The organism is Streptomyces sp. 3-6, from assembly GCF_056323165.1.
In genome coordinates this window covers 64,835-87,815 of the sequence record NZ_JBWHZP010000007.1, presented here as the reverse complement: position 1 = coordinate 87,815, position 22,981 = coordinate 64,835, and the positions used below count along the sequence as shown (strand labels likewise).

Sequence of the window (22,981 nt, the reverse complement as noted above, 5' to 3'; positions counted from 1 at the left end):
AGGCGGGAATCGTGAGGATCTTCGGCAAGGGACGGAACCGGCCCTCCGCCTCCTGGCGGCAGGCCACGGACCGGGCGTTCACCCTCATCGGCGACGGCCGGTACGAGGACGCCGGCGCGCTGCTGACCCGTGCCGCCGACCTGGAACCCTGGCTGTCGGAGTCCTGGTTCAACCTCGCCCTGCTGCACAAGTTCCGGCACGACTGGGAGCAGGCGCGGGCCGCCGGGCTGCGGGCCGTGGCCCTGCTCGACCGGGACACCGGGGCTCCCGACTGGTGGAACGTCGGCATCGCCGCCACCGCCCTGCAGGACTGGCCGCTGGCCCGCCGCGCCTGGCAGGCCTACGGGCTGAAGGTGCCCGGCTCGCCCACCGACTCCGGCGAGCCGCTCGGCATGGACCTCGGCAGCGCCGCGGTGCGCCTGTCCCCGGAGGGGGAGGCGGAGGTGGTGTGGGGCCGTCGGCTGGACCCGGCCCGGATCGAGGTGCTGTCCATCCCGCTGCCGTCCTCCGGCCGCCGCTGGGGCGAGGTCGTCCTGCACGACGGCGTGCCGCACGGCGAGCGGAGCACGGCCGCCGGGCACACCTACCCGGTGTTCGACGAGATCGAGTTGTGGGCGCCGTCACCGGTGCCGACCTGGGTGGTGCTGCTGGAGGCCGAGACGGAGGCCGACCGGGACGCCCTGGAGGCGCTGGCCGCGGACGCCGGGTTCGCCGCCGAGGACTGGTCGTCGTCGGTCCGTCTGCTGTGCCGCATGTGTTCCGAGTCCCGGATGCCCTCCGACGAGGGCGAGGGCGAGCACCTCGACCCCCACGACCACAGCGAGCCGGGACACCCCGGCCCCCTGGGGCACCGCACCGACGGGCAGTCGTGGGTGCCCGAGCGGGAGTGCGGCGTGGCCGCGCCGGCGGCCCTGGTGCGCGGGCTGCTGGACGGGTGGGTCGCGGACAGCCCGGACTCCCGTGACTGGCGGGACCTCGAAGAGGTCTGCTGAGCACACGCGCGCCCCCGGGTGGGCGGAGCCGGGGGTTCCCCGCGCCCCCGGCGGGCGCGCTCCCCGTACCCTGTAGCAGCATCCCAGCCCGGTTTTTTGAGGAAGGCACACGTCGGTCATGGCTCAGCAGGACACCGATCAGCAGCACGCGGGCGTGCTCCCCGTGGACGACGAGGGGTACGTCATCGACACGGAGGACTGCGAGGAGCGCGAGGCCGCCCACCGCGAGCGCGGCACCTCGCGCCCGATCACCGTGGTCGGCAACCCGGTGCTGCACAAGGAGTGCCGGGACGTCACGGAGTTCGACGACGAGCTGCGGCAGCTGGTCGACGACATGTTCGCCAGCCAGCGCACCGCCGAGGGCGTGGGGCTGGCCGCCAACCAGATCGGCGTCGACCTGAAGGTCTTCGTCTACGACTGCCCGGACGACGAGGGCACCCGCCACGTCGGTGTGGTCTGCAACCCGAAGCTGGTCGAACTCCCCGCGGAGCGGCGGCGGCTGGACGACAGCAACGAGGGCTGCCTGTCGGTGCCCACCGCCTACGCGCCGCTGGCCCGCCCCGACTACGCCGAGGTGACCGGGCAGGACGAGTACGGCAACCCGATCAAGGTGCGGGGCACGGGCTACTTCGCGCGCTGCCTGCAGCACGAGACCGACCACCTGTACGGCTACCTCTACATCGACCGGCTGTCCAAGCGGGAACGCAAGGACGCGCTGCGGCAGATGGCCGAGAACGAGCCCCGTTACCCCGTGGTCGCCCACGACTGACCCGCGCGGGCCCGCCCGGTCCGCGACCCCTCCCGTCCCACGCGCACGGCGCCCGGCCCCGGTTCACTCCGGGACCGGGCGCCGTTCGCGTTCCCCGTGTCCGGCCGATCCCCAGCGGTCCCTCCTGAACCAGATCAAGACACGCAAGAGGAGGTTCTCGGCACCCTGGGGTGGTGAATGAGGCACATCCGTTCCCAGAACGGTCAGTTGTGGTGCTGAATAGAGGAACGGGGATATGCACCGGCGCACACCCGGCGGAAGCCGGGCGTACGCAACCGGCGGCTGAGAGGGGATTGTTCGTGCATGCTTTGTCACACGGCACCACATCGACACCGACAACCGTAGCGGTTCCACCGGCGCTCTCCCTCCCGGTGATCGAGGCGTCGTTTCCACGGCAACTCCACCCGTATTGGCCGAAGCTCCAGGAGAACACCCGTGCGTGGCTGCTCGAAAAACGGCTCATGCCCCCGGACAAGGTGGCGGAATATGCCGACGGCCTGTGCTACACGGACCTCATGGCCGGCTACTACCTCGGCGCCCCCGACGAGGTCATGCAGGCGATAGCGGACTACAGCGCGTGGTTCTTCGTCTGGGACGACCGGCACGACCGCGACATCGTGCACGACCGCCCCGACGCCTGGCGCCGGCTCAAGGAGCGGCTGCACACCGCCCTCGACCGCCCCGGGGACCACCTGGGGCACCCCGATCCCCTGGTGGCGGGGCTCGCGGACAGCGTGGGGAGGCTGTTCTCCTTCCTGCCCGCGTCCTGGAACGCCCGGTTCACCCGGCACTTCCACACCGTCATCGAGGCGTACGACCGCGAATTCGAGAACCGGAGAAAAGGCGTCGTCCCGGGCGTCGAGGAGTACCTGGAACTGCGCCGCCTCACCTTCGCGCACTGGATCTGGACCGATCTGCTGGAACCCAGTGCCGGCCTCGAACTCCCGGATTCCGTCCGGAAGAACCCGGCCTACCGGAAGGCGGCGCTGCTCAGTCAGGAATTCGCCGCCTGGTACAACGACCTCTGCTCCCTCCCCAAGGAACTGGCGGGGAGCGAGGTGCACAATCTCGGAATCAGTCTCGTCACACACCGGGGAATGTCCCTCGAAGAGGCGATAGCCGATCTCAGGCACCGCATCCTGGAATGCATCGAAGAATTTCTGCGGGCGGAGGAAGCAGCATTACGGTTCGCCGACGGTCTCGATGACGGAACCGTGGGCGGAAAGGAGTTGAGCGCCGCCGTGCGCGCCTGTCTGGGAAACATGCGGAACTGGTTCAGTTCCGTCTACTGGTTCCACCACGAGTCCGGCCGGTACCGGGTCGACAGCTGGGACGACCGGTCGACGCCCCCGTACGTCAACAACGAAGCGGCAGGTGAGAAATGACCGTCGAGTCGGTGAAACCCGAAACAACGACCCCGGCCGGTCTGCGGGTGCCCCCCGTGGCGGGCGGCGGCATCCCGGGACTCGGCCACGGCTGGAAAATGGTCCGGGATCCGCTGGCCTTCATGGCCCAACTCCGCGACCACGGTGACGTCGTGCGCCTCAAGCTGGGGCCCAAGACCGTCTACGCCGTGACCACGCCCGCGCTCACCGGAGCGCTCGCCCTCAGTCCCGACTACATCATCTCCGGGCCGCTCTGGGAGTCCCTGGAGGGCCTGCTCGGCAAGGAGGGCGTGGCCACCGCCAACGGCCCGCTCCACCGCCGCCAGCGGCGCACCATCCAGTCCGCCTTCAAGCTGGACGCCATCCCCGCCTACGGGCCGATCATGGAGGAGGAGGCGCACGCCCTGGCCGAGCGGTGGGCGTCGGGCGCCACGATCGACGCCACCTCCGAGTCCTTCCGCGTCGCCGTGCGCGTCGCGGCCCGCTGCCTGCTGCGCGGCCGGTTCATGGACGAGCGGGCGGAACGGCTGTGCACCGCCCTGGCGACCGTCTTCCGCGGCATGTACCGGCGGATGGTCGTGCCGCTCGGCCTGCTCTACCGGCTGCCGCTGCCGGCCAACCGCGAATTCAACCGGGCCCTGGCCGATCTGCATCTCCTGGTCGACGAGATCGTCGCCGAACGCCGTGCATCCGGTCAAAAGCCGGACGATTTGCTGACGGCATTGCTGGAGGCGAAGGACGACAATGGCGACCCCATCGGGGAACAGGAGATCCACGACCAGGTCGTCGCGATACTCACCCCCGGCAGTGAAACGATCGCCTCGACGATCATGTGGCTGCTGGAGTTGCTCGCCGACCACCCGGAGCACGGGGACAAGGTGCGCGACGAAGTGCTCTCCGTCACCGGAGGGCGACCGGTCGCATTCGGGGACGTGCGCGGGCTCACGTACACGGCCAATGTCGTCGTCGAGGCGATGCGTTTGCGCCCGGCCGTCTGGATTCTGACCCGGCGCGCGGTCACCGACACCGAACTCGGTGGCTATCACATTCCGGCCGGGGCCGACATCATCTACAGTCCGTACGCGATCCAACGCGATCCGAAATCGTACGAGCGCCACCTGGAGTTCGACCCCGACCGCTGGCTCCCCGAACGTTCGAAGGACGTTCCGAAATACGCCATGCGGCCCTTCAGCGTGGGCAACCGCAAATGCCCGAGCGACCACTTCTCCATGGCCATGCTGACGCTGATCACGGCGGCGGTGGCCACCCGGTTCCGCTTCGAGCAGACGGCGGCGTCCGACCCGGCCACCCGGGTCGGCATCACGCTGCGCCCGAACCGCCTGCTGCTGCGGCCCGTCGAGCGCTGAGGCACCGTCCGGCGGGCGTTCAGGCGGCCTCGGGGCCGCGGAACGTCCGCCGGTAGGCGTGCGGGGTGGTGCCCACGGCCCGCACGAAGTGGTGGCGCAGCGCGGCGGCGGTGCCGAAACCGGTGCGTCCGGCGATCGCGTCCACCGTCTCGTCGGTCCCCTCCAGCAGGCGCTGGGCCAGCAGCACCCGCTGGCCCAGGACCCAGCGGTAGGGCGTGGTGCCGGTCTCCTGCTGGAACCGGCGGGCGAAGGTCCGCGGCGACATCAGCGCGCGGGCCGCGAGCTGTTCGACGGTGACCTCCTCGTCGAGGTGCTCCTGCAGCCACACCAGCACGTCCGAGACGGTGTCCCCGCCCGCGGGCGGCACCGGGCGCTCGATGTACTGGGCCTGGCCGCCGTCGCGGTGCGGCGGCACCACCATGCGCCGGGCGATCCGGTTGGCGACCTCCGAGCCGTGCTCCTTGCGCACCAGGTGCAGGCAGGCGTCGATGCCGGCGGCCGTCCCGGCGGAGGTGATCACCGGGCCCTCGTCGACGTAGAGCACGTCCGGCTCCACCGTCAGGTGCGGGTACTGCCGCTTCAGCTCGTCGGCGTGGCGCCAGTGCACCGTGGCGCGGCGCCCGTCGAGCAGTCCGGCCGCGGCGAGGACGAAGACCCCCGAGCAGACGCTGGCCACCCGGGCGCCGCGTTCCACCCCGCGGCGCAGCGCGTCCAGCAGCTCGGGAGGGAAGGACCGGGCGTCGAAACCGCGTCCCGCGGGGACCGCGATGAGGTCGGCGCTCTCCAGGCGTTCCAGGCCGTGGTCGACCCGGATCGCGAAGCCCGCCTCGGTGCGCAGCACCGGGCCTTCGGCGGAGGCGACCGCGAAGTCGTAGGCGGGCAGGCCCTCGTCGGTGCGGTCGGTGCCGAAGACCTCGCAGACCACGCCGAGTTCGAAGGGGTTCACGCCGTCGAGGAGGACGACGGCCACATTCCGGAGCATGGCACCAGTCTGCCGCGCGAGTGGCAGTAAATCGAGGGTGCGCGGCAGCCCTGCCACTGTTGGTAAGGACCGTAACCGGCGAGACTGATGTCTATGGATACGACACAGACGCAAGCACTGATCGGAATGCTCTTCGTCCTCGGACTGTTCGCGCTGATGATCCTGCCCGCCGTGTTCGGCATCGTGCGCGACCGGCGGATCGACCGCCAGATCCGGCAGGCCGAGACCGCACCCCTGCCCCGCCGCGCCCCCGCCCTGCGGTCCGTGCCGGCGGACCGGTCCGCCCCGGCGCGGAGCACCGCCCCGCACCACACCACGCGAGCGGCGTGACCCGGGGCGGCACCCCGCCGGAGCGGGGCCGCACGGCCCGCCGGGTACGGCCCGGCGGGCCCCGGGAACCTGTCGTCCCGTCCGGGCCGGACTCAACTGGCCGGGCCGTCCGGGCCGTCCGGTCCGACGGGGACCGGACGACAGGACACCGGTGCCGGTCGGGGGACTAGAAGTCCTCGTCCAGGTCGACCGTGCCCTCCACCGCCACCTGGTAGGCGGACGGCCGCCGCTCGAAGAAGTTGGTCAGCTCCTGGACGCCCTGGAGCTCCATGAACGAGAACGGGTTCTCCGAGCCGTACATCGGCGCGAAGCCCAGCCGGGTCAGCCGCTGGTCCGCGACGCACTCCAGGTACTGGCGCATCGACTCGGTGTTCATGCCGGGCAGTCCGTCCCCGCACAGGTCCCGCGCGAACTGCAGCTCCGCCTCCACCGCCTCGCGGAGCATGTCGGTGACCTGCTGCCCCAGCTCCTCGTCGAACAGGCCGGGCTCCTCCTTGCGGACGGTGTCCACCACGTCGAAGGCGAACGACATGTGCATCGTCTCGTCGCGGAACACCCAGTTCGTCCCGGTCGCCAGCCCGTGCAGCAGGCCGCGGCTGCGGAACCAGTACACGTAGGCGAAGGCCCCGTAGAAGAACAGGCCCTCGATGCAGGCCGCGAAGCAGATCAGGTTCAGCAGGAACCGCCGGCGGTCCGCCCGGGTCTCCAGCCGCTCCAGCTTCTCCACCGAGTCCATCCACGTGAAGCAGAACTCGGCCTTCTCCCGGATGGACGGGATGTTCTCCACCGCGGCGAAGGCCGCCGCCCGGTCGTCCGGGTCGGGCAGGTAGGTGTCCAGCAGGGTCAGGTAGAACTGGACGTGCACCGCCTCCTCGAACAGCTGCCGGGACAGGTACAGCCGGGCCTCGGGGGAGTTGATGTGCTTGTACAGCGTCAGCACCAGGTTGTTCGCGACGATCGAGTCACCGGTGGCGAAGAAGGCCACCAGCCGCCCGATGAGGTGCTGCTCGGACGGGCTGAGCTTCGCCAGGTCGGCCACGTCGGAGTGCAGGTCGACCTCCTCCACATGCCAGGTGTTCTTGATGGCGTCCCGGTAGCGCTCGTAGAAGTCGGGGTAGCGCATGGGACGCAGCGTCAGTTCGAAGCCCGGGTCGAGCAGGTTCTGGGTACGGGTGGTGCTGGACATCACTGGCAGGCCTCGCAGGACTCGGGGTTTTCCAGGGAGCAGGCGACGGCGTCGTCGGGGGCCGCCTGCGGGACGGGCACGGCCGCCGGGGTCTGGGCCCGGGCGGCGCGGGCGATGCGGGTCGCCGGACGCGACCGCAGGTAGTACGTGGTCTTCAACCCCTGCTTCCAGGCGTACGCGTACATCGAGGACAGCTTCCCGATGGTCGGCGTCTCCAGGAACAGGTTCAGCGACTGTGCCTGGTCCAGGAACGGGGTGCGGGCGGCGGCCATGTCGATCAGCGCGCGCTGCGGGATCTCCCACGCCGTGCGGTAGAGCCGGCGCACCTCCTCCGGGATCCAGGCGAAGCCCTGCACCGACCCGCCCGCCTCGCGCAGCGCCTCACGCGTGCGCGCGTCCCACACGCCGAGCCGCTTGAGGTCGTCCACCAGGTAGGAGTTGACCTGGAGGAACTCGCCCGACAGCGTCTCGCGCTTGAACAGGTTGGACACCTGCGGCTCGATGCACTCGTAGACGCCCGCGATCGAGGCGATGGTGGCGGTGGGCGCGATGGCCAGCAGCAGCGCGTTGCGCATGCCGGTCCGCGCGATCCGCTGGCGCAGCGCCGCCCACCGCTCGGGCCAGGCCAGGTCGGTCGCGTAGTGGTCGGGGTGCAGCACGCCCCGGGCGGTCCGGGTGTGCTCCCAGGCCGGCAGCGGGCTGTTGCGCTCCGCGAGGTCCGCGGAGGTCTCGTAGGCGGCCAGCATGATCCGCTCGGCGATCCGGGTGGACAGCGCCCGCGCCTCGGGGGAGTCGAAGGGCAGCCGGAGCCGGAAGAACACGTCCTGCAGGCCCATGGCCCCCAGCCCCACCGGGCGCCAGCGGGCGTTGGAGCGCTCCGCCTGCTCGGTCGGGTAGAAGTTGATGTCCACCACCCGGTCCAGGAAGGTGACGGCCGTGCGCACGGTCGCGTCCAGCCGCTCCCAGTCGAGGTCACCGGCCTCCGGGTCGACGAACGCGCCCAGGTTGACCGACCCCAGGTTGCAGACCGCCGTCTCCCCGTCGTCGGTGACCTCCAGGATCTCCGTGCACAGGTTGGAGGAGTGGATGACGTGCCCGGGCGTGGCCGTCTGGTTGGCGGTGCGGTTGGCGGCGTCCTTGAAGGTCATCCAGCCGTTGCCGGTCTGCGCCAGGGTGCGCATCATCCGGCCGTACAGCTCCCGGGCGGGCAGGGTCCGGCGGGCCAGTCCCTTTGCCTCGGCGGCGCGGTAGGCGGCGTCGAACTCCTCGCCCCACAGGTCCACCAGCTCCGGCACGTCCACCGGGGAGAACAGCGACCACGGGGCGTCGGCGTCCACCCGGCGCATGAACTCGTCCGGCACCCAGTGCGCCAGGTTCAGGTTGTGCGTCCGGCGGGCGTCCTCCCCGGTGTTGTCGCGCAGCTCCAGGAACTCCTCGATGTCGGCGTGCCAGGTCTCCAGGTAGACCGCCGCCGCGCCCTTGCGCCGCCCGCCCTGGTTCACCGCGGCGACCGAGGCGTCCAGCGTCTTCAGGAACGGCACGATGCCGTTGGAGTGCCCGTTGGTGCCGCGGATCAGCGAACCCCGGGCGCGGATGCGGGAGTAGGCCAGGCCGATCCCGCCCGCATGCTTGGACAGGCGGGCCACCTGGTGGTAGCGGTCGTAGATCGAGTCCAGCTCGTCCCGGGGGGAGTCCAGCAGGTAGCAGGACGACATCTGCGGGTGCCGCGTACCGGAGTTGAACAGGGTGGGGGAGGAGGGCAGGTAGTCCAGGCGGCTCATCAGCCCGTACAGCGCGGCCACCTCGTCCACCGAGCGGTCGCCGTCGTCCTCGGCCAGTCCGGAGGCGACGCGCAGCAGGAAGTGCTGCGGGGTCTCCACGACCCGGCGGGTGATCGGGTGCCGGAGCAGGTAGCGGCTGTGCAGGGTGCGCAGCCCGAAGTAGCCGAAGCGGTCGTCCGCGCCGGTGTCGATCAGCGCGTCCAGCCGCTCCGCGTGCCGCCGGACGAAGTCGGCCGTCCGGTCGGCGACGAGCCCCTCGCGGTGCCCGGTCGCCACGGAGGAGGAGAACGAGGTGACGCCCTGCGAGGCGGCCTCCTCGCGGATGGCGAGCGTCAGCAGCCGGGCGGCGAGGCGGGAGTAGGCCGGATCCTCGGAGATGAGCCCGGCGGCGGCCTCGGTGGCCAGCTCCCGCAGCTCCGCCTCGTCCGCCCGGGCGGACCGGCCGCGCAGGGCGGCGGCGGCCACCCGGCCGGGGTCGGCGTCGGGGAGGTCGGCGGTCAGACCGGTCAGGGTGCGCAGCAGCGCGGCACCCGGGCCGTCGCCCTCCGGGGGTACGTCGCTGGCTGAGACCGGATCCGCTGGCGCGATGGTCACGTGGGGGCTCTCCCTCGCTCGGCACGGGGCCTCGTCGAGGGCAGGGGGCAGCACGGGACGCGCACGGCGTCGTGCGTCCACCGGCCCATTCCGCGAGGCCCGGACGTCGGAGCACCCGGGCCGGACGGCCGGGCGCACTGTCGGCAGGTCCTCGGACTGAAGCCCGTGCGGGGACGCGTGGGGACGCGAACACGCACAAGTACACCGTTGCGGGACAGTTCCGGATTCGCACCGGATTCCCCTGCGGCGACAGCGAGCACGAGCATACATCTTGTGCCGGGCGTTGCCGACAGCCCCATATCTTGTGGCGCGCCCGGCGTCAGCGCGTCCGTGTCACAGCGTCAGCTCGTAGGACAGCAGCTGGATGTCGTCCACGTGCGGGAGCGGGTTCCAGTCCCGGTGCGGGGCGCGGACGAAGCCCAGTCGCTCGTAGATCCGGTGCGCCGCGTGCATACTGCGCTGGGTCGACAGCACGACCCGCACGCAGCCCTCCAGGGCCCGCGCCCGGTCCACGCACGCCCGCACCAGGGCCTCGCCGGTGCCCCGCCCCCGGGCGGTCCGGTCGACCGCCAGCATCCTGATCTCCGCCTCGCCGGACCCGGCCAGGTCCGCCATCGGCCCGCCGCGCGGCACGAACGTCACCCCGCCCAGCACCCGCCCGCCGGGCGGTGGGCCGCCCTCCACGGCGACCAGCACCTCGGCGGCGGCGGCCCGCTTCGCGACATTGCTCAGCTCGCCCAGATACGCGTCGCTCTCCCCGAAGTCGAGGAGCCCGTCGTCGAGATAGGCGCGGGCGGTGATCGCGCCGAGCGTCGGGTACTCGGCGGGCAGGGCGTGACGGATGGTGATGTCCATGGGTCGAGTCTGCCCCGGCAGGGGACGGCGGGCCGCAGGTTCTCCACCGTCGGCCCGCCGTCCCGTCCCCGGGGGCGTCAGTGCGCGCTGCCCGCCGTCGCCGGCGGGAGCTCCACGGCGACGCCCGGGTCGCCCGCGTCCGCCGTGTAGTCCTGCGGCCGCGTCTCGTCGATGCCCTCGGGCGCCTTGAGGGCCCGCAGCACGAACGTCAGCACCACGGTCACCACCACGTTGATCACGAACGCGGTGAGGCCGATGTAGCCGATCTCGCCGATGCCCGGGATCTCCTTCGCCGAACCCCCGAAGTGCTTCTGCGTCGGCGACGCCACCCCGTACGCGGCGACCGTGCCGTAGACCATGCCGACCGCCCAGCCGCCGAGCAGCGCCCAGCGGTGGAACCACCGGGTGAACAGACCGCCCACCAGTGCCGGGAAGGTCTGCAGGATCCAGATTCCGCCGAGCAGCTGGAAGTTGATCGCCACCGTCTTGTCCATGGTCAGCACGAAGGCCAGCGCGCCCACCTTCACCAGCAGCGACACGATCTTGGAGACCTTGGTCTCCTGGGCGGGGGTCGCGTCCGGCCGGATGAAGTCCTTGTAGATGTTGCGGGTGAACAGGTTCGCCGCCGCGATCGACATGATCGCCGCCGGCACCAGCGCCCCGATGCCGATCGCCGCGAAGGCCACCCCCGCGAACCAGTCAGGGAACATGTCCTCGAACAGCTGCGGGATCGCCAGCTGGCCGTTCTGCACCGAGACCCCGGCCGCGATCGCCATGAAGCCCAGCAGCGCGAGCAGGCCCAGCATGAGCGAGTACAGCGGCAGGATCGTGGTGTTGCGGCGGATCACCTCCCGGCTGCGCGAGGACAGCGTCGCGGTGATCGAGTGCGGGTACATGAACAGCGCGAGCGCCGACCCCAGCGCCAGCGTCGCGTACGTCCACTGACCCGCGTCCCCGGGCACCAGCGCCCCGCGCGGGGCCCCCGTCGCGGGGTTGGTCTCGTCGAAGGCCGCGCCCGCCTCGGCGAAGATCTCGTCGAAGCCGCCCAGCTTGATCGGGATGTAGATGATCGCCACCGCGATGACGAGGTAGATCAGCGTGTCCTTCACGAACGCGATCAGCGCCGGCGCCCGCAGGCCCGACGAGTAGGTGTAGGCCGCCAGGACGCCGAACGCGATCAGCAGCGGCAGGTCCTTGACGAACCAGTTGGTGTGCTCGCCGCCGCCGATGCCCATCACGTCCAGCACGGCCTGGATGCCGACCAGCTGGAGCGCGATGTACGGCATGGTCGCCAGGATGCCGGTCAGGGCGACCGCCAGCGACAGCCCCTTGGAGCCGAACCGGCCGCGCACGAAGTCCGAGGTCGTCACGTAGCCGTGCCGGTGCGACACCGACCACAGGCGGGGCAGGAAGGTGAAGATCAGCGGGTACACCAGGATCGTGTACGGCACCGCGAAGAAGCCCGCCGCGCCCGCCGCGTAGATCGCCGCCGGGACGGCCACGAAGGTGTACGCGGTGTACAGGTCCCCGCCGAGCAGGAACCAGGTCACCCAGGTGCCGAACGACCGGCCGCCCAGGCCCCATTCGTCGAGGCTGTGCTCGTTCTCGGCCCTGCGCCAGCGGGCGGCCAGGAAGCCCATGGCCGTGACCAGGACGAAGAAGAAGAGGAAGACGGCGAGGGCCACGCCGTTCACGCCGTCGTTCACCGCTGCGCACCCCCCTTCCGGGCGCGGCGGGCGCGCTGGTCACGCTTCCACAGCTGGTACGCGACCATCGTCAGCGCCGTGGACAGCAGCACCCACAGCATCTGGTACCAGTAGAAGAACGGGATGCCGATGAGGACGGGCTCGGTCCTGGCGTACGAGCCGACCCACAGCATCGCCACGAACGGTGCGCCCAGGCAGAGGGCGATGACGACGCGTGCGGGCGTCACCACGGGCTCCGCGGGCGGTGCTTCCGGGACTGCGGACGGTTCTTCCGGGGCTTTCGACATCGGCTGTTCGTCCCCTCACTGATCTCCGGCGTCGGTGCGCAGGAAATCTAGGGGCGAGATGACGGAGCCGTGACCCTCGTCGCGGACAGCGGTATCCCAACGCGGCCCAACCGCAAGGCAACAGCAACGGAAAACCTGTCAACCACCCGGTTGCGACGGGTCTGTCCGTGACCCGAACGAGGGACCGCGGGACCCGGCGGGGCTCACTCCTGGGGCCGCTTGAGGCGGGCGACGAACTTGTACCGGTCACCCCGGTACACCGACCGCACCCACTCCACCGGCTGCCCGTCCCGGTCCCGCGAGTGCCGCGAGAGCATCAGCATCGGCAGGCCCACGTCGGTGCCCAGCAGACCTGCCTCGCGCGGGGTGGCGAGCGAGGTCTCGATGGTCTCCTCGGCCTCCGCGAGGTGGACGTCGTACACCTCCGCGAGGGCGGTGTAGAGGGACGTGTACTTGGCCAGGCTGCGGCGCAGCGCCGGGAAGCGCTTGGCGGACAGGTGGGTGGTCTCGATGGCCATCGGCTCGCCGTTGGCCATGCGCAGCCGCTCGATGCGCAGCACCCGCCCGCCGGGCGCGATGTCCAGCAGGCCCGCGAGCCGGTCGTCGGCCGTGATGTAGCCGATGTCCAGCAGCTGCGAGGTCGGCTCCAGGCCCTGCGCCCGCATGTCCTCCGTGTAGGAGGTGAGCTGCAGCGCCTGCGAGACCTTGGGCTTGGCGACGAAGGTGCCCTTGCCCTGGATGCGCTCCAGCCGGCCCTCGACCACCAACTCCTGGAGGGCCTGGCGCACGGTGGTGCGCGAGGTGTCGAACTCCGCGGCCAGGGTGCGTTCGGGCGGGACCGCGGTGCCGGGGGGCGCCGTCTCGGTCATGTCGAGCAGGTGCTTCTTCAGCCGGTAGTACTTGGGCACCCGCGCCGTACGGACCGTAGTCCCACCCTCGTTCTCCGCACTGCTGACGTCGGTGCTCATGCTCTGCCTTCCCGGCTACCGGTGCCGAAGCGACCGACATCCCCATCGGCCGCGGCTCACATCGTGGCACGGCTCGGGGCGGGGATGGGCCCGTACGGTCCGTGATCCCCTCTGTATACCGCCGGGACCGGATGCTGGTCTAGGCCACCACGGCGGCGCCGGGGGAGCGGTACCACGCCCCCGTGGCCGGGAAGCACCGGCGCGTGGCCAGGGATCGCCGGTGCCTGGACCCGGTGCCCGGCCCGGGGAGCGCGGGGACGCCCGCCCGGGCCGGGACGGTGGCTCGGGGCCGGATCAGATGCCCTGCCAGTCCGGCTTGTGGGCGAAGGTGTACCGGAAGTAGTCGGCGTGCTCCAGCTTGGCCGCCGCCGCCTCGTCGACGACCACCGTGGCGTGCGGGTGCATCTGCAGCGCGGAGGCCGGGCAGACCGCCGCGACCGGGCCCTCCACGGTCGCCGCGACCGCGTCCGCCTTGCCCGCGCCGGTGGCGAGCAGCACCAGGTGGCGGGCTTCCAGGATGGTGCCGATGCCCTGGGTGATGACGTGGTGGGGCACCTGCTCGACGTCCCCGTCGAAGAAGCGCGCGTTGTCCTTGCGGGTCTGTTCGGTCAGCGTCTTGATCCGGGTGCGGGAGACGAGCGAGGAGCAGGGCTCGTTGAACCCGATGTGCCCGTCCGTCCCGATCCCGAGCAGCTGCAGGTCGACGCCGCCGGCCTCGCCCAGCTGCCGGTCGTAGGTGTCGCACGCGGCCTGGACGTCCTCGGCGGTGCCGTCCGGCCCCATGAAGGAGGCGGGGGCGATGCCGAGCGGCTCCAGGACCTCGCGCCGCAGCACCGAGCGGTAGGACTCCGGGTGGTCGGCGGGCAGCCCCACGTACTCGTCCAGCTGCGCGACGCGGGCCCGGGAGGTGTCCACTGCGCCGGAGCGCACCTGGGCCGCGAGCGCCTGGTAGACGGGCAACGGCGTCGAACCGGTGGCCACGCCGAGCAGGGCGTCCGGCTTGCGCCGAAGGAGCTGCGCCATGGCGTCGGCGACGAGTTCGCCGCCGGCCTTGGCGTCCGGAACGATGACAACTTCCACGCTGGGCCTGCCGATCTGAGAGAAGGACTCGACTGGGACGGGATCCCCGGGGATCCCTGGTGGTTTAGACCAATTGGAACTTACCAGGGTACGACGTGACCCCCTCCCGCGCGAACCGGTCCACGGGTCGGGAAGCCCGCCGCTCCCGCGCCCGGCTTCCCCGGCCTCCCGGGCGGGCGAGGTGCGCGGGCGTCCCCGCGGACCCCCGTCGTCGCCCGCCCCGCCACGCCCCCCCACCGGCCGGCCGGTCCGCCGGCGGGGCGGTACGGGTTAGGCTGCACGGTGGACGCCCGCGGTGGTGCGCGGCCGTCGCGACGACCGGACCCGGCGATCGAACAAACAGTCTCCCGCGCATGGACACGACGAGTGGTCTAGTCCACAATGGGATGATCGATCACGGCGACCGCCTGGCGGACGATCTCTTGTCAGAACGCCCGGCCGCCGGGACGATGCAGAACACCACACGGACTCGCCCTCCCCGCACAGGAGGGCGGATCGAGGATCCGGAGCTCTCTGCCCTGACTGCCCCGGCTCCTCCCACGGCCGACCGGGACCGCACACCCCGCCGGCCGGCAGTGCTCCGGGCTGCGGTGCCGGGAGGGTTGAGGGTCCCTCCCAGGCGCCGCGGCCCGCGGGTGTTTCCGGGGCCCTCCCGCGCCCCCGGGTACGCTCGCCGGGTGCCCTCCATGAACGAACTCGTACGCCAGCACACCGACCTCGACGACACCGACCTCGAGTGGCTCCACCTGCTGGTGTCGGAGTGGCAGCTGCTCTCCGACCTCTCCTTCGCGGACCTGGTCCTGTGGGTCCCCACGCGCGACGGCACCCGCTACGTCTCGGTGGCGCAGATGCGGCCCAACACCGGGCCCACCTCCTACCAGGACGACATGGTCGGCCACCTCGTGCCCCGGGGGCGCCGTCCCATGCTCGACGCGGCCCTCGACGAGGGGCGGATCGTGCGTGAGGGCGACCCGGAGTGGCGCGAGGAGGTCCCGGTGCGCGTGGAGTCGATCCCGGTGCGGCGCGAGGGCCGGGTGCTCGGGGTCATCGCCCGCAACACCAACCTCCTGACCGTGCGCACCCCGAGCCGGCTGGAGCTCACCTATCTGCAGAGCGCCTCCGACCTCGCCCAGATGATCGCGGCCGGCGCCTTCCCGTTCGCGAACCAGCAGGTCGACATGGACGCCTCGCCCCGGGTGGGCGACGGGCTGATCCGGCTCGACGCCGACGGCATCGTCCAGTACGCCTCCCCGAACGCCCTCTCCGCCTACCACCGGCTGGGCCTGGCGGCCGACCTCGTCGGCCACCACCTCGGACACACCACCGCCGAGCTGGCTCCCTCCCGCGAACCGGTGGACGAGGCGCTGTCCAAGGTGGCCAGCGGCTGGGCACCCCGCGAGTTCGAGATCGAGGCGAACGGGGTCATCCAGTTCCGGGCGATCCCGCTCAAGCCCAAGGGCACCCGCATCGGTTCCCTGGTGCTGCTCCGTGACGTCACCGAACTTCGCCGCCGTGAACGGGAACTGATCACCAAGGACGCCACCATCCGGGAGATCCACCACCGGGTGAAGAACAACCTCCAGACGGTGGCCGCGCTGCTGCGGCTCCAGGCCCGCCGGATCGGCTCGGAGCGCGGGCGGGCGGCCCTGGAGGAGGCGGTCCGCCGGGTCGGCTCCATCGCCATCGTGCACGAGACGCTGTCCCAGAACCTGGACGAGCGGGTGGAGTTCGACGAGATCGCCGACCGGGTGCTGGCGATGGTCGCCGAGATCTCCCCGGGCAAGGTGACCGGCCGGCGCTCCGGCCGGTTCGGGATACTCGACGCCGAGGTCGCCACCCCGCTGTCGATGGTGCTCACCGAGATCCTGCAGAACGCCCTCGAACACGGCTTCCGGGAGGGGGAGACCGGCACGGTGGAGGTGTCCGCGGTGCGCGGCGGCACCACCAAGGAGTCGCGCCTGCTGGTCACCGTCCAGGACGACGGGGTCGGGCTGCCCGAGGACTTCGACCCGCACACGGCAGGCAATCTGGGGCTGCAGATCGTACGGACCCTGGTGGAGGGCGAGTTGGGCGGCACCTTCGACATGGTCCCGGCGCCGGAGCGGGGGACCCGGGTGATCCTCGACATCCCGGTGCGCGCGGACAAGTGACCGCGGGGGCGGGTCCGTTCCCGGCAGCACAGCAAAAAGCCTCGGACCGGGTCACGGTCCGAGGCCAGTGCTCAACTGCGCGCTGCGGCTCGGGGGCGGGAGTTGCGTACGCGCCGTACGCGCCGCCAAGCTCAGGCTGTCAGCAGGGGTGGGATGTCAGGCGGAAGCCTGACGGGCCCGGTTGCGGGCGGCGCGGCGCTTCATTGCGCGGCGCTCGTCCTCGCTGAGTCCACCCCAGACGCCGGAGTCCTGACCGGACTCGAGCGCCCACTGCAGGCACTGCTCGATCACCGGGCAGCGGCGGCAGACGGCCTTGGCTTCCTCGATCTGCAGCAGCGCAGGACCGGTGTTGCCGATGGGGAAGAAGAGCTCGGGGTCTTCTTCGCGGCAAACGGCGTTGTGACGCCAGTCCATGGCTGCTACCTCTCCTTGGTATTACTGCGGTTGCTTGTGAATGTGAACGCTTTCACGAATCCCCCAACAAGGGAAGGGCCGACCGCCAGGTTCCCTGGCGTAGGTCCTTGGTTTTGAGAGGGGTTCCGGTGATCTGTGGAGGCCGGTGTTGCGGGCCGTCCCGATCGCCAAGTAGAGACTCGCAAACCTCGGCGGCGGATACAACCCCTTCCGGAAAGTTTTTTTTGATTCTTCGGTGTCGACTAGGTCACAGCCGTACTTCCATGGGGTGGACCCTGGCCTAAACGTTCGAGTGAAAGGACTTTAGCCTTTTCTGCTCACACAATCACACGCAGTGCACGGCGAACGCCTGTGAACGTCACGCTGGTTCGCAGTCCGAGGTGGTCACCGTCCATCTGGAGGGGCAGTGGCACCTTCGAATGCAAGGTGAAGCGTGTCAGGTCGTGCCGGGAGACGGCGTGCCGGCCCCGGGGTCCGCGCTCGGGGGACGAAGTGAGCAACTGGGTGCCATACCGGGCAACCGCGGCCGATGACAGGCGGTGCAGGCCGAAGAGGTCGAGCCCGGTATCGAACGAGGCCTTAGGTGACGCGTAGATCGGGCGATTGCCGAGAAACGTCCACGGGGACGTGTTCGAGACTATGGAGAGCACCAGATCGGTCACCGGCTCCTCGCCCGGTTCCTCCAGGGTGATCATCCCGTGCCGCCGGTGCGGCTCCCCGAACAGCGCGCGCACGACCTGGCGCATGTAAAGGGCGTGGGTGGACCTGCGGCCGCGTTCCCGGTGCTGTTCCACCCGGCCCACGACCCCGGCGTCGAAGCCGAGTCCGGCGTTGAAGGTGAACCAGCGGGAGGGCACGCCCTCGTCGTCCGAGCCGGGCGTCCCGGAGGTCAGCCCCAGCCCCACGGTGCGTTCCCGGCCCTCGCGCAGCGCGTCCAGCAGGGCTCCGGTCGCCTCGACCGGCTGGTTGGGCAGCCCGAGGGCGCGGGCGAAGACGTTGGTGGAGCCGCCGGGGACGACCGCCAGGCCCGGCAGGTGCTCCGGATCGGGGCCGGCGTGCAGCAGACCGTTGACGACCTCGTTGACCGTGCCGTCCCCGCCGAGGGCCACCACCAGGTCGGTCTCGCCGCTCTCGGCCGCCTGCCGGCCCAGGTCACGGGCGTGGCCGCGGTACTCGGTGGTGACGGCATCCAGCTTCATCTCGCTGGCGAGCGCGTGGATCAGCACATCGCGCGTACGCGCACTCGTGGTGGTTGCCGCCGGATTGACCACGAGAAGTGCACGCATGGGGTGCAGCGTACCTACTGGGTGGTACCCGGCCCAGGCCGAGGCGGAAATCGGACGGGAGTCCGGAGCGGGAGAACCGGGGAGCCGCGTCCACGGTGGGCCGGGAGCGGCCGTGGGCAGCGGGCCGGACGGGTGCCGGACGGGTGCCGGACGGGCAGGGCGGGGCCGCTCGGGGGCGCGGGGGTGCGGGCTACCCTTCTGGGGTGAGCAGTGACCAGACCCCCGCCGCCCCCGCCGTCCCGGACACCGCCGGACCGCGTCCGCGCCGTCTGACCCTCGCCGCGGTGCTCGCCGCACTGGAGGGCGTCGGACTGCTCGCAGGCGGGATCTGGATGGCCGTGCTCGCGGTCACCGGCGAACCGGACGACCGGCAGCAGGCCGTCACCGGCGGTGTGACGCTCGTCGTGCTCGCGCTGCTGCCGCTGCTCGCGGCGCGCGGACTGTTCGCCCGTCGTGGCTGGAGCCGCGGCCCGGCCGTCATCACCCAGCTGCTGGCCCTGCCGGTGGCCTACAACCTGCTCCAGGCCGACAGCCTGGCCATCCCGGCGGGCATCGTGCTGGCCGTCGTCGCCGTCACCGCCCTGGTGCTGCTGATCCACCCCGAGACGACCCGGGCGCTGGACATCCGGGGTCCGGGGAACGCCGGCACGTAGCCGTCCTGGCCGGCCGACGGGCAGGACGGTCCGCGAGAGCACCGCAGGTGCCGGTCCGGGTCCCGGCGGCGCGTACTCCCCGGTGGCCGTCCGGGGTCCCGGCGGCGCGTACCGCTCTCGGTGACTGTCCGGGGGCCGGGGCCGGTCGCGTACCGCTCGGTGACCGCCCGCGGGCCGGGGGGCCGGGGCCGGGGGGTCGGTGGCCGTGTACCAGTCGGTGACCGCCCGGGGTCCGGTGGCCCTCCGCCGTCCGGGACCCGGGGTGCTCACTCCTCGACGAGCAGCTTCTCCCGCAGTTGGGCCAGCGTCCGCGCCAGCAGCCGGGAGACGTGCATCTGCGAGATCCCGACCTCCTGCGCGATCTGCGACTGGGTCATGTTCCCGAAGAAACGCAGCAGCAGGATCCGCTTCTCCCGCGGCGGCAGGTCCTCCAGCAGCGGTTTCAGCGATTCCCGGTACTCCACGCCCTCCAACGCCTCGTCCTCGGCGCCCAGGGTGTCGGCGACCGCGGGGGACTCGTCGTCGGTGTCCGGGACGTCCAGGGACAGTGTGGAGTAGGCGTTGGCCGACTCCAGGCCCTCCAGGACCTCCTCCTCCGAGATGGCCAGCTTCTCGGCCAGTTCGTGCACCGTGGGGGAGCGGCCGTGCAGCTGCGACAGCTCGGCCGTGGCCGTGGTGAGCGACAGCCGCAGCTCCTGGAGCCGCCGCGGTACCCGCACCGCCCAGCCCTTGTCCCGGAAGTGCCGCTTGATCTCACCGACGACCGTCGGGGTCGCGTACGTGGAGAACTCCACCCCGCGGTCCGGGTCGAAGCGGTCGACCGACTTGATCAGACCGATGGTGGCGACCTGCGTCAGGTCGTCCAGCGGCTCCCCGCGGTTGCGGAACCGGCGTGCGAGGTGCTCGACGAGCGGCAGGTGCATCCGCACCAGCTGGTTGCGCAGCTCCGCGTACTCGGGGCTGCCGTCCTCCAGCCCGCGCAGTTCGAGGAACATCGCCCGCGCCCCGCTGCGGTCCAGCGGGTGGTGCTGGGCACCGCTCCGCGCCCCCGGAGCGCGCGGCACCCCGTGCGCGGCCGGTGCGGCCGGCGTCTGCCGGGTCTCGCCCTCGGCATGTCGCTCGTGCTCGTTCATCGTCCCGCCCGTCGCCCTTCCCCGAGCGCTCGCCTCGTCCCCCGTCTCCGGCCTCGCGCGGGCGGGGGCGTCCCCGGTCCGCCCGGCCGCGGGCGTTCCCCGTGCGGCGCCGCCCGGCCGCCCCTGGTCCGGGGTGCCGGTGTCCGCGCCGTCGTCCTCCGGATGCGGCCGGGCCTGCTCGGGGATGCCGTCGATGCCGGCAGGCATGCGTTCGGCGGGCAGCTCCCGTGTGCCGCGTTCTTCGTCCCGCACCGGCCCGTCCTCGTTCCTCACGCCGGCCCGGGTCCCGCGCCGCGTTGTTTGTAGAGGCTGATCGAAACGGTTCTGTCCTCGTCGACGGCCGAGGAGACCTTGCCCGCCAGGGCGGACAGCACGGTCCAGGCGAAGGTGTCCCGCGAGGGGGCGTGTCCGTCCGTGGTCGGCGCCGACACGGTCACCTCGAGCGAGTCGTCGACCAGCCGGAAGACGCAACTCAGCACCGAGCCCTGCACGGCCTGCTGCAGCAGGATCGCGCAGGCCTCGTCGACCGCGATCCGCAGGTCCTCGATCTCGTCGAGGGTGAAGTCCAAACGGGCCGCGAGGCCGGCCGTGGCCGTACGCAGCACCGACAGGTAGGCCCCCGCGGCCGGCAGCCGGACTTCCACGAAGTCCTGGGTCGCGGGCTCGCCTGCGATCTGGGACACCCTCACCTCCAAGGTGGTACAAGCGTTTCAGGGCCCAGGGGACACCCCCGGGTAACGCGCTACGTGGTTCAGCGTGACGCTATCGCGCTCTCGTCGCTCCTGTCCCCGGGACCCCGACCCTTGCTGTCACTCATAGTAAAACTACGAATACGCTCCGTGGCTAGGGGTCTGCGGCCCCAAATGGGAAGAGCGCGCGCCGCATTGACGTACCCAGACGTCAGACGGTCGAACCGTCCGGCGACGGGACCCGGCCGGTCACACCAGGACGTGATCCACGAAGCACCACCGCCAGTCCTCGTCGGGTTCGTGCGACCGCATCACGGGGTGGCCGGTCTCCAGGTGGTGGCGGGTCGCGTGCCGGTGCGGCGAGGAGTCGCAGCAGCCGACGTGACCGCAGCTGAGGCACAGGCGCAGCTGGACCGGATCCGTGCCGTCCCGCAGGCACTCGGGGCACGTCCGGCTGACCGGGACCGGCTCCGGGTGCGGCAGCGCGTCGACGTGCGTGCACTGTCTCATGATGGCCAGATTACGACGGGTGCGCGGAACGCCGCGTGGGACGCCGGGGGTGGCCGGACATGGACGTGATGCCGCTGCTGTTGCTGGTGGCCGGCAGTGCCGGGATCGCCGCCGCCGCCCGGCGCCTGCCCGTACCGGCTCCGCTGCTGCTGGTCGCGGCCGGCCTCGCGGTGAGCTTCGTGCCCGGCGTGCCCGACTACACGCTCGACCCGCACGTCGTGCTGCCCCTCGTCCTGCCCCCGCTGCTGCACACGGCGGCCACCGAGAGCTCCTACCTGGACCTGCGGGCGCAGCTGCGGCCGGTGGCCCTGCTGTCGGTCGGCTACGTGCTCTTCGCGACGTTCGTCGTCGGCTGGGCCCTGTACGAGCTGGTACCGGGCCTGTCGCTGACCGCGGCCCTGGTCTTCGGCGCGGTGGTGGCCCCGCCGGACGCGGTCGCGGCCACGGCGGTGGCCCGCAGGGTCGGGCTGCCGTCCCGGGTCACCACGATCCTCCAGGGCGAGTCCCTCCTCAACGACGCCACCGCCATCACCGCGTTCCGGGTGGCCGTGGCGGCGGCGGCCGGGGAGGGCGCCACCTGGGCCGGCGGCGTCGGCGAGTTCCTGCTGGCGGCACTCGGCGGCCTCACCGTCGGGCTGGTGCTGATGGTGCCGCTGCACTGGCTGCGCGTCCGGGTCAGGGAGGCGCTGCTGCAGAACACGCTCTCGCTGCTCATCCCGTTCTTCGCCTACGCCGCCGCCGAGCAGGTCCACGCCTCCGGAGTGATCGCCGTCGTGGTCGTGGCCCTCTTCCTCGGACACCGCTCGTGGGAGGTCGACTTCGCGACCCGCCTCCAGGAGGCGGCCGTGTGGAAGATGGTCGCGTTCGTCCTGGAGTCCGCGGTCTTCGCCCTCATCGGCCTGCAGCTGCCGGTCGTGCTCCGGGGCATCCGCGCCTACCACGGCGGCGACGCCCTCTGGTACGCGCTGGCGGTCTTCGCCGTCGTCGTGGTGGCCCGCTTCGTGTGGGTGTACCCCGCGGTCTGCCTCCCCCCGCTGCTGTCGGCGCGCATCAGGGCCCGGGAGGGGAGCCCCGGCTGGCGCATGCCCTTCGTCATCTCCTGGGCCGGGATGCGCGGCGTCGTCTCCCTCGCCATCGCCTTCTCCATCCCGCACACCGCCGACGGCGGCGACTTCCCCCAGCGCGACCTGCTGCTCTTCCTGACCTTCAGCACCGTCATCGGCACCCTGGTGGTCCAGGGGGTCACCCTGCCCCTGGTCATCCGGCTGCTGCGCTTCCCGCAGCGGGACGAGCGGGCGGCGACCCTGGCCGAGGCCAACGCCCAGGCGCAGGCGTCCCGGGCCGCCGAGCAGCGCCTCGACGAACTCCTCGCCGACGACCGCAACGCACTGCCGGACCCACTGGCCGCGCGGCTGCGGGCGGTGCTGGAGCGCCGCCGCGACTCCGTCTGGGAACGCCTGGGACAGACCCATCCCGTCACCGGGGAGTCCGTGGACGACACCTACCGGCGGCTGTCGCGCGACGTGATCGAGACGGAGCGCGAGGTGTTCGTCCGGCTCCGCGACGCGCGCTACATCGACGACGAGATGCTGCGCACGCTGCTGCGCCGCCTGGATCTGGAGGAGGCGGCGGCGTACCGGGAGGTGCCGTAGGGCGGGCCGCACGGCGCCTCGGGTCTTCGGGCCGGCCCTGGAGCCTCGGGGACTCTGAGCCTCGGGGGTCCCGGGCTTCAGGGCGGCCTGGGGGTTCCTGGGCTCCAGGGGGTGCCGAGCTCCCGGACTGCCGGACTTCCTCCTCGCTGCCTTCCGGGACCGGGGCGGGGCGGCCCGGAGACGGGCGGGTGGCGGGCCCGATCGGGCCGGGG

At 71.7% G+C, this 22,981-nt stretch carries 21 protein-coding genes and 1 riboswitch; of the genes, 8 read left to right on the top strand and 13 right to left on the bottom strand.

Translation table 11 applies throughout. The annotated features are described in order from the left end of the window. The first annotated feature begins 11 nt into the window (after positions 1-11). The 4 genes from AC02VZ_RS11970 to AC02VZ_RS11955 all read left to right on the top strand — a co-directional run bounded on the left by AC02VZ_RS11970 (position 12) and on the right by AC02VZ_RS11955 (position 4,513). Positions 12-992: a tetratricopeptide repeat protein gene (locus AC02VZ_RS11970; protein ID WP_432054164.1), complete on the top strand. Its 981-nt coding sequence runs from the start codon at positions 12-14 to the stop codon at positions 990-992. Between the two features lie 118 nt (positions 993-1,110). Then, positions 1,111-1,761 carry a peptide deformylase gene (gene def / locus AC02VZ_RS11965; RefSeq protein WP_432054165.1) on the top strand — a complete coding sequence of 217 codons (651 nt, stop codon included), beginning with the start codon at positions 1,111-1,113 and terminating at the stop codon, positions 1,759-1,761. Positions 1,762-2,060: 299 nt separating this feature from the next. Continuing rightward, the gene (cyc1, locus tag AC02VZ_RS11960) at positions 2,061-3,146 is read left to right on the top strand and encodes an epi-isozizaene synthase (protein ID WP_432054166.1); all 1,086 of its coding nucleotides are present in this window, start codon (positions 2,061-2,063) and stop codon (positions 3,144-3,146) included. Then, positions 3,143-4,513: a bifunctional albaflavenone monooxygenase/terpene synthase gene (locus AC02VZ_RS11955; protein ID WP_476475341.1), complete on the top strand. Its 1,371-nt coding sequence runs from the start codon at positions 3,143-3,145 to the stop codon at positions 4,511-4,513. The genes cyc1 and AC02VZ_RS11955 overlap by 4 nt, the downstream gene beginning before the upstream one ends. Before the next feature lie 19 nt (positions 4,514-4,532). Here the strand turns inward: AC02VZ_RS11955 and AC02VZ_RS11950 are convergent, their stop codons facing one another. Next, the gene (locus tag AC02VZ_RS11950; protein WP_432054168.1) at positions 4,533-5,495 is read right to left on the bottom strand and encodes a helix-turn-helix domain-containing protein; all 963 of its coding nucleotides are present in this window, start codon (positions 5,493-5,495) and stop codon (positions 4,533-4,535) included. Between the two features lie 93 nt (positions 5,496-5,588). Between AC02VZ_RS11950 and AC02VZ_RS11945 the strand changes: the two genes are divergently transcribed. After that, positions 5,589-5,825 carry a hypothetical protein gene (locus AC02VZ_RS11945; RefSeq protein ID WP_432054169.1) on the top strand — a complete coding sequence of 79 codons (237 nt, stop codon included), beginning with the start codon at positions 5,589-5,591 and terminating at the stop codon, positions 5,823-5,825. Positions 5,826-5,991: 166 nt separating this feature from the next. Here the strand turns inward: AC02VZ_RS11945 and AC02VZ_RS11940 are convergent, their stop codons facing one another. From AC02VZ_RS11940 to nagB, 7 genes are all read right to left on the bottom strand, one after another. Further along, the gene (locus tag AC02VZ_RS11940; protein ID WP_476475340.1) at positions 5,992-7,011 is read right to left on the bottom strand and encodes a ribonucleotide-diphosphate reductase subunit beta; all 1,020 of its coding nucleotides are present in this window, start codon (positions 7,009-7,011) and stop codon (positions 5,992-5,994) included. Continuing rightward, the gene (locus AC02VZ_RS11935) at positions 7,011-9,386 is read right to left on the bottom strand and encodes a ribonucleoside-diphosphate reductase subunit alpha (protein ID WP_476475339.1); all 2,376 of its coding nucleotides are present in this window, start codon (positions 9,384-9,386) and stop codon (positions 7,011-7,013) included. Before AC02VZ_RS11935 ends, AC02VZ_RS11940 begins: the two co-directional genes overlap by 1 nt. Before the next feature lie 125 nt (positions 9,387-9,511). Beyond that, a riboswitch (cobalamin riboswitch) is annotated at positions 9,512-9,652 on the bottom strand. Positions 9,653-9,719: 67 nt separating this feature from the next. Continuing rightward, a complete protein-coding gene (locus AC02VZ_RS11930; protein ID WP_476475338.1) occupies positions 9,720-10,241 on the bottom strand; it encodes a GNAT family N-acetyltransferase in 522 nt (173 codons plus the stop codon). A 77-nt stretch (positions 10,242-10,318) separates the two neighbouring features. Further along, positions 10,319-11,947 (bottom strand): monocarboxylate uptake permease MctP, encoded by a 1,629-nt coding sequence (gene mctP, locus AC02VZ_RS11925; protein WP_476475337.1) that lies wholly within the window; start codon positions 11,945-11,947, stop codon positions 10,319-10,321. Continuing rightward, positions 11,944-12,234, bottom strand: a complete 291-nt coding sequence (locus tag AC02VZ_RS11920; protein ID WP_432054174.1) for a DUF3311 domain-containing protein — start codon at positions 12,232-12,234, stop codon at positions 11,944-11,946. Before AC02VZ_RS11920 ends, mctP begins: the two co-directional genes overlap by 4 nt. 203 nt (positions 12,235-12,437) lie before the next feature. Beyond that, the gene (locus tag AC02VZ_RS11915) at positions 12,438-13,202 is read right to left on the bottom strand and encodes a GntR family transcriptional regulator (protein ID WP_432054175.1); all 765 of its coding nucleotides are present in this window, start codon (positions 13,200-13,202) and stop codon (positions 12,438-12,440) included. 294 nt (positions 13,203-13,496) lie between these two features. Beyond that, entirely contained in the window at positions 13,497-14,282 is a 786-nt protein-coding gene (nagB, locus tag AC02VZ_RS11910; RefSeq protein ID WP_476475336.1) for a glucosamine-6-phosphate deaminase, read from the bottom strand. 686 nt (positions 14,283-14,968) lie between these two features. Between nagB and AC02VZ_RS11905 the strand changes: the two genes are divergently transcribed. Further along, positions 14,969-16,432 (top strand): sensor histidine kinase, encoded by a 1,464-nt coding sequence (locus AC02VZ_RS11905; RefSeq protein WP_432054177.1) that lies wholly within the window; start codon positions 14,969-14,971, stop codon positions 16,430-16,432. A 156-nt stretch (positions 16,433-16,588) separates the two neighbouring features. On the opposite strand, the gene AC02VZ_RS11900 is transcribed toward AC02VZ_RS11905, so the two are convergent. After that, a complete protein-coding gene (locus AC02VZ_RS11900) occupies positions 16,589-16,846 on the bottom strand; it encodes a WhiB family transcriptional regulator (RefSeq protein ID WP_003992873.1) in 258 nt (85 codons plus the stop codon). 317 nt (positions 16,847-17,163) lie between these two features. After that, the gene (locus AC02VZ_RS11895; RefSeq protein WP_432054178.1) at positions 17,164-18,132 is read right to left on the bottom strand and encodes a diacylglycerol/lipid kinase family protein; all 969 of its coding nucleotides are present in this window, start codon (positions 18,130-18,132) and stop codon (positions 17,164-17,166) included. 203 nt (positions 18,133-18,335) lie between these two features. Between AC02VZ_RS11895 and AC02VZ_RS11890 the strand changes: the two genes are divergently transcribed. Beyond that, positions 18,336-18,785, top strand: coding sequence for a hypothetical protein (locus AC02VZ_RS11890; RefSeq protein WP_432054179.1), 450 nt, complete (start codon positions 18,336-18,338; stop codon positions 18,783-18,785). Positions 18,786-19,051: 266 nt separating this feature from the next. On the opposite strand, the gene AC02VZ_RS11885 is transcribed toward AC02VZ_RS11890, so the two are convergent. From AC02VZ_RS11885 to AC02VZ_RS11875, 3 genes are all read right to left on the bottom strand, one after another. Then, positions 19,052-20,170: an RNA polymerase sigma factor SigF gene (locus AC02VZ_RS11885; RefSeq protein ID WP_476475335.1), complete on the bottom strand. Its 1,119-nt coding sequence runs from the start codon at positions 20,168-20,170 to the stop codon at positions 19,052-19,054. A gap of 17 nt (positions 20,171-20,187) precedes the next feature. After that, on the bottom strand, positions 20,188-20,601 hold the full coding sequence (locus AC02VZ_RS11880) for an ATP-binding protein (RefSeq protein ID WP_164333955.1): 414 nt from the start codon (positions 20,599-20,601) through the stop codon (positions 20,188-20,190). 255 nt (positions 20,602-20,856) lie between these two features. After that, positions 20,857-21,117, bottom strand: a complete 261-nt coding sequence (locus AC02VZ_RS11875; protein ID WP_432054181.1) for a UBP-type zinc finger domain-containing protein — start codon at positions 21,115-21,117, stop codon at positions 20,857-20,859. Between the two features lie 59 nt (positions 21,118-21,176). Between AC02VZ_RS11875 and AC02VZ_RS11870 the strand changes: the two genes are divergently transcribed. Then, positions 21,177-22,769 (top strand): Na+/H+ antiporter, encoded by a 1,593-nt coding sequence (locus AC02VZ_RS11870; protein WP_476475334.1) that lies wholly within the window; start codon positions 21,177-21,179, stop codon positions 22,767-22,769. Positions 22,770-22,981 lie beyond the last annotated feature (212 nt).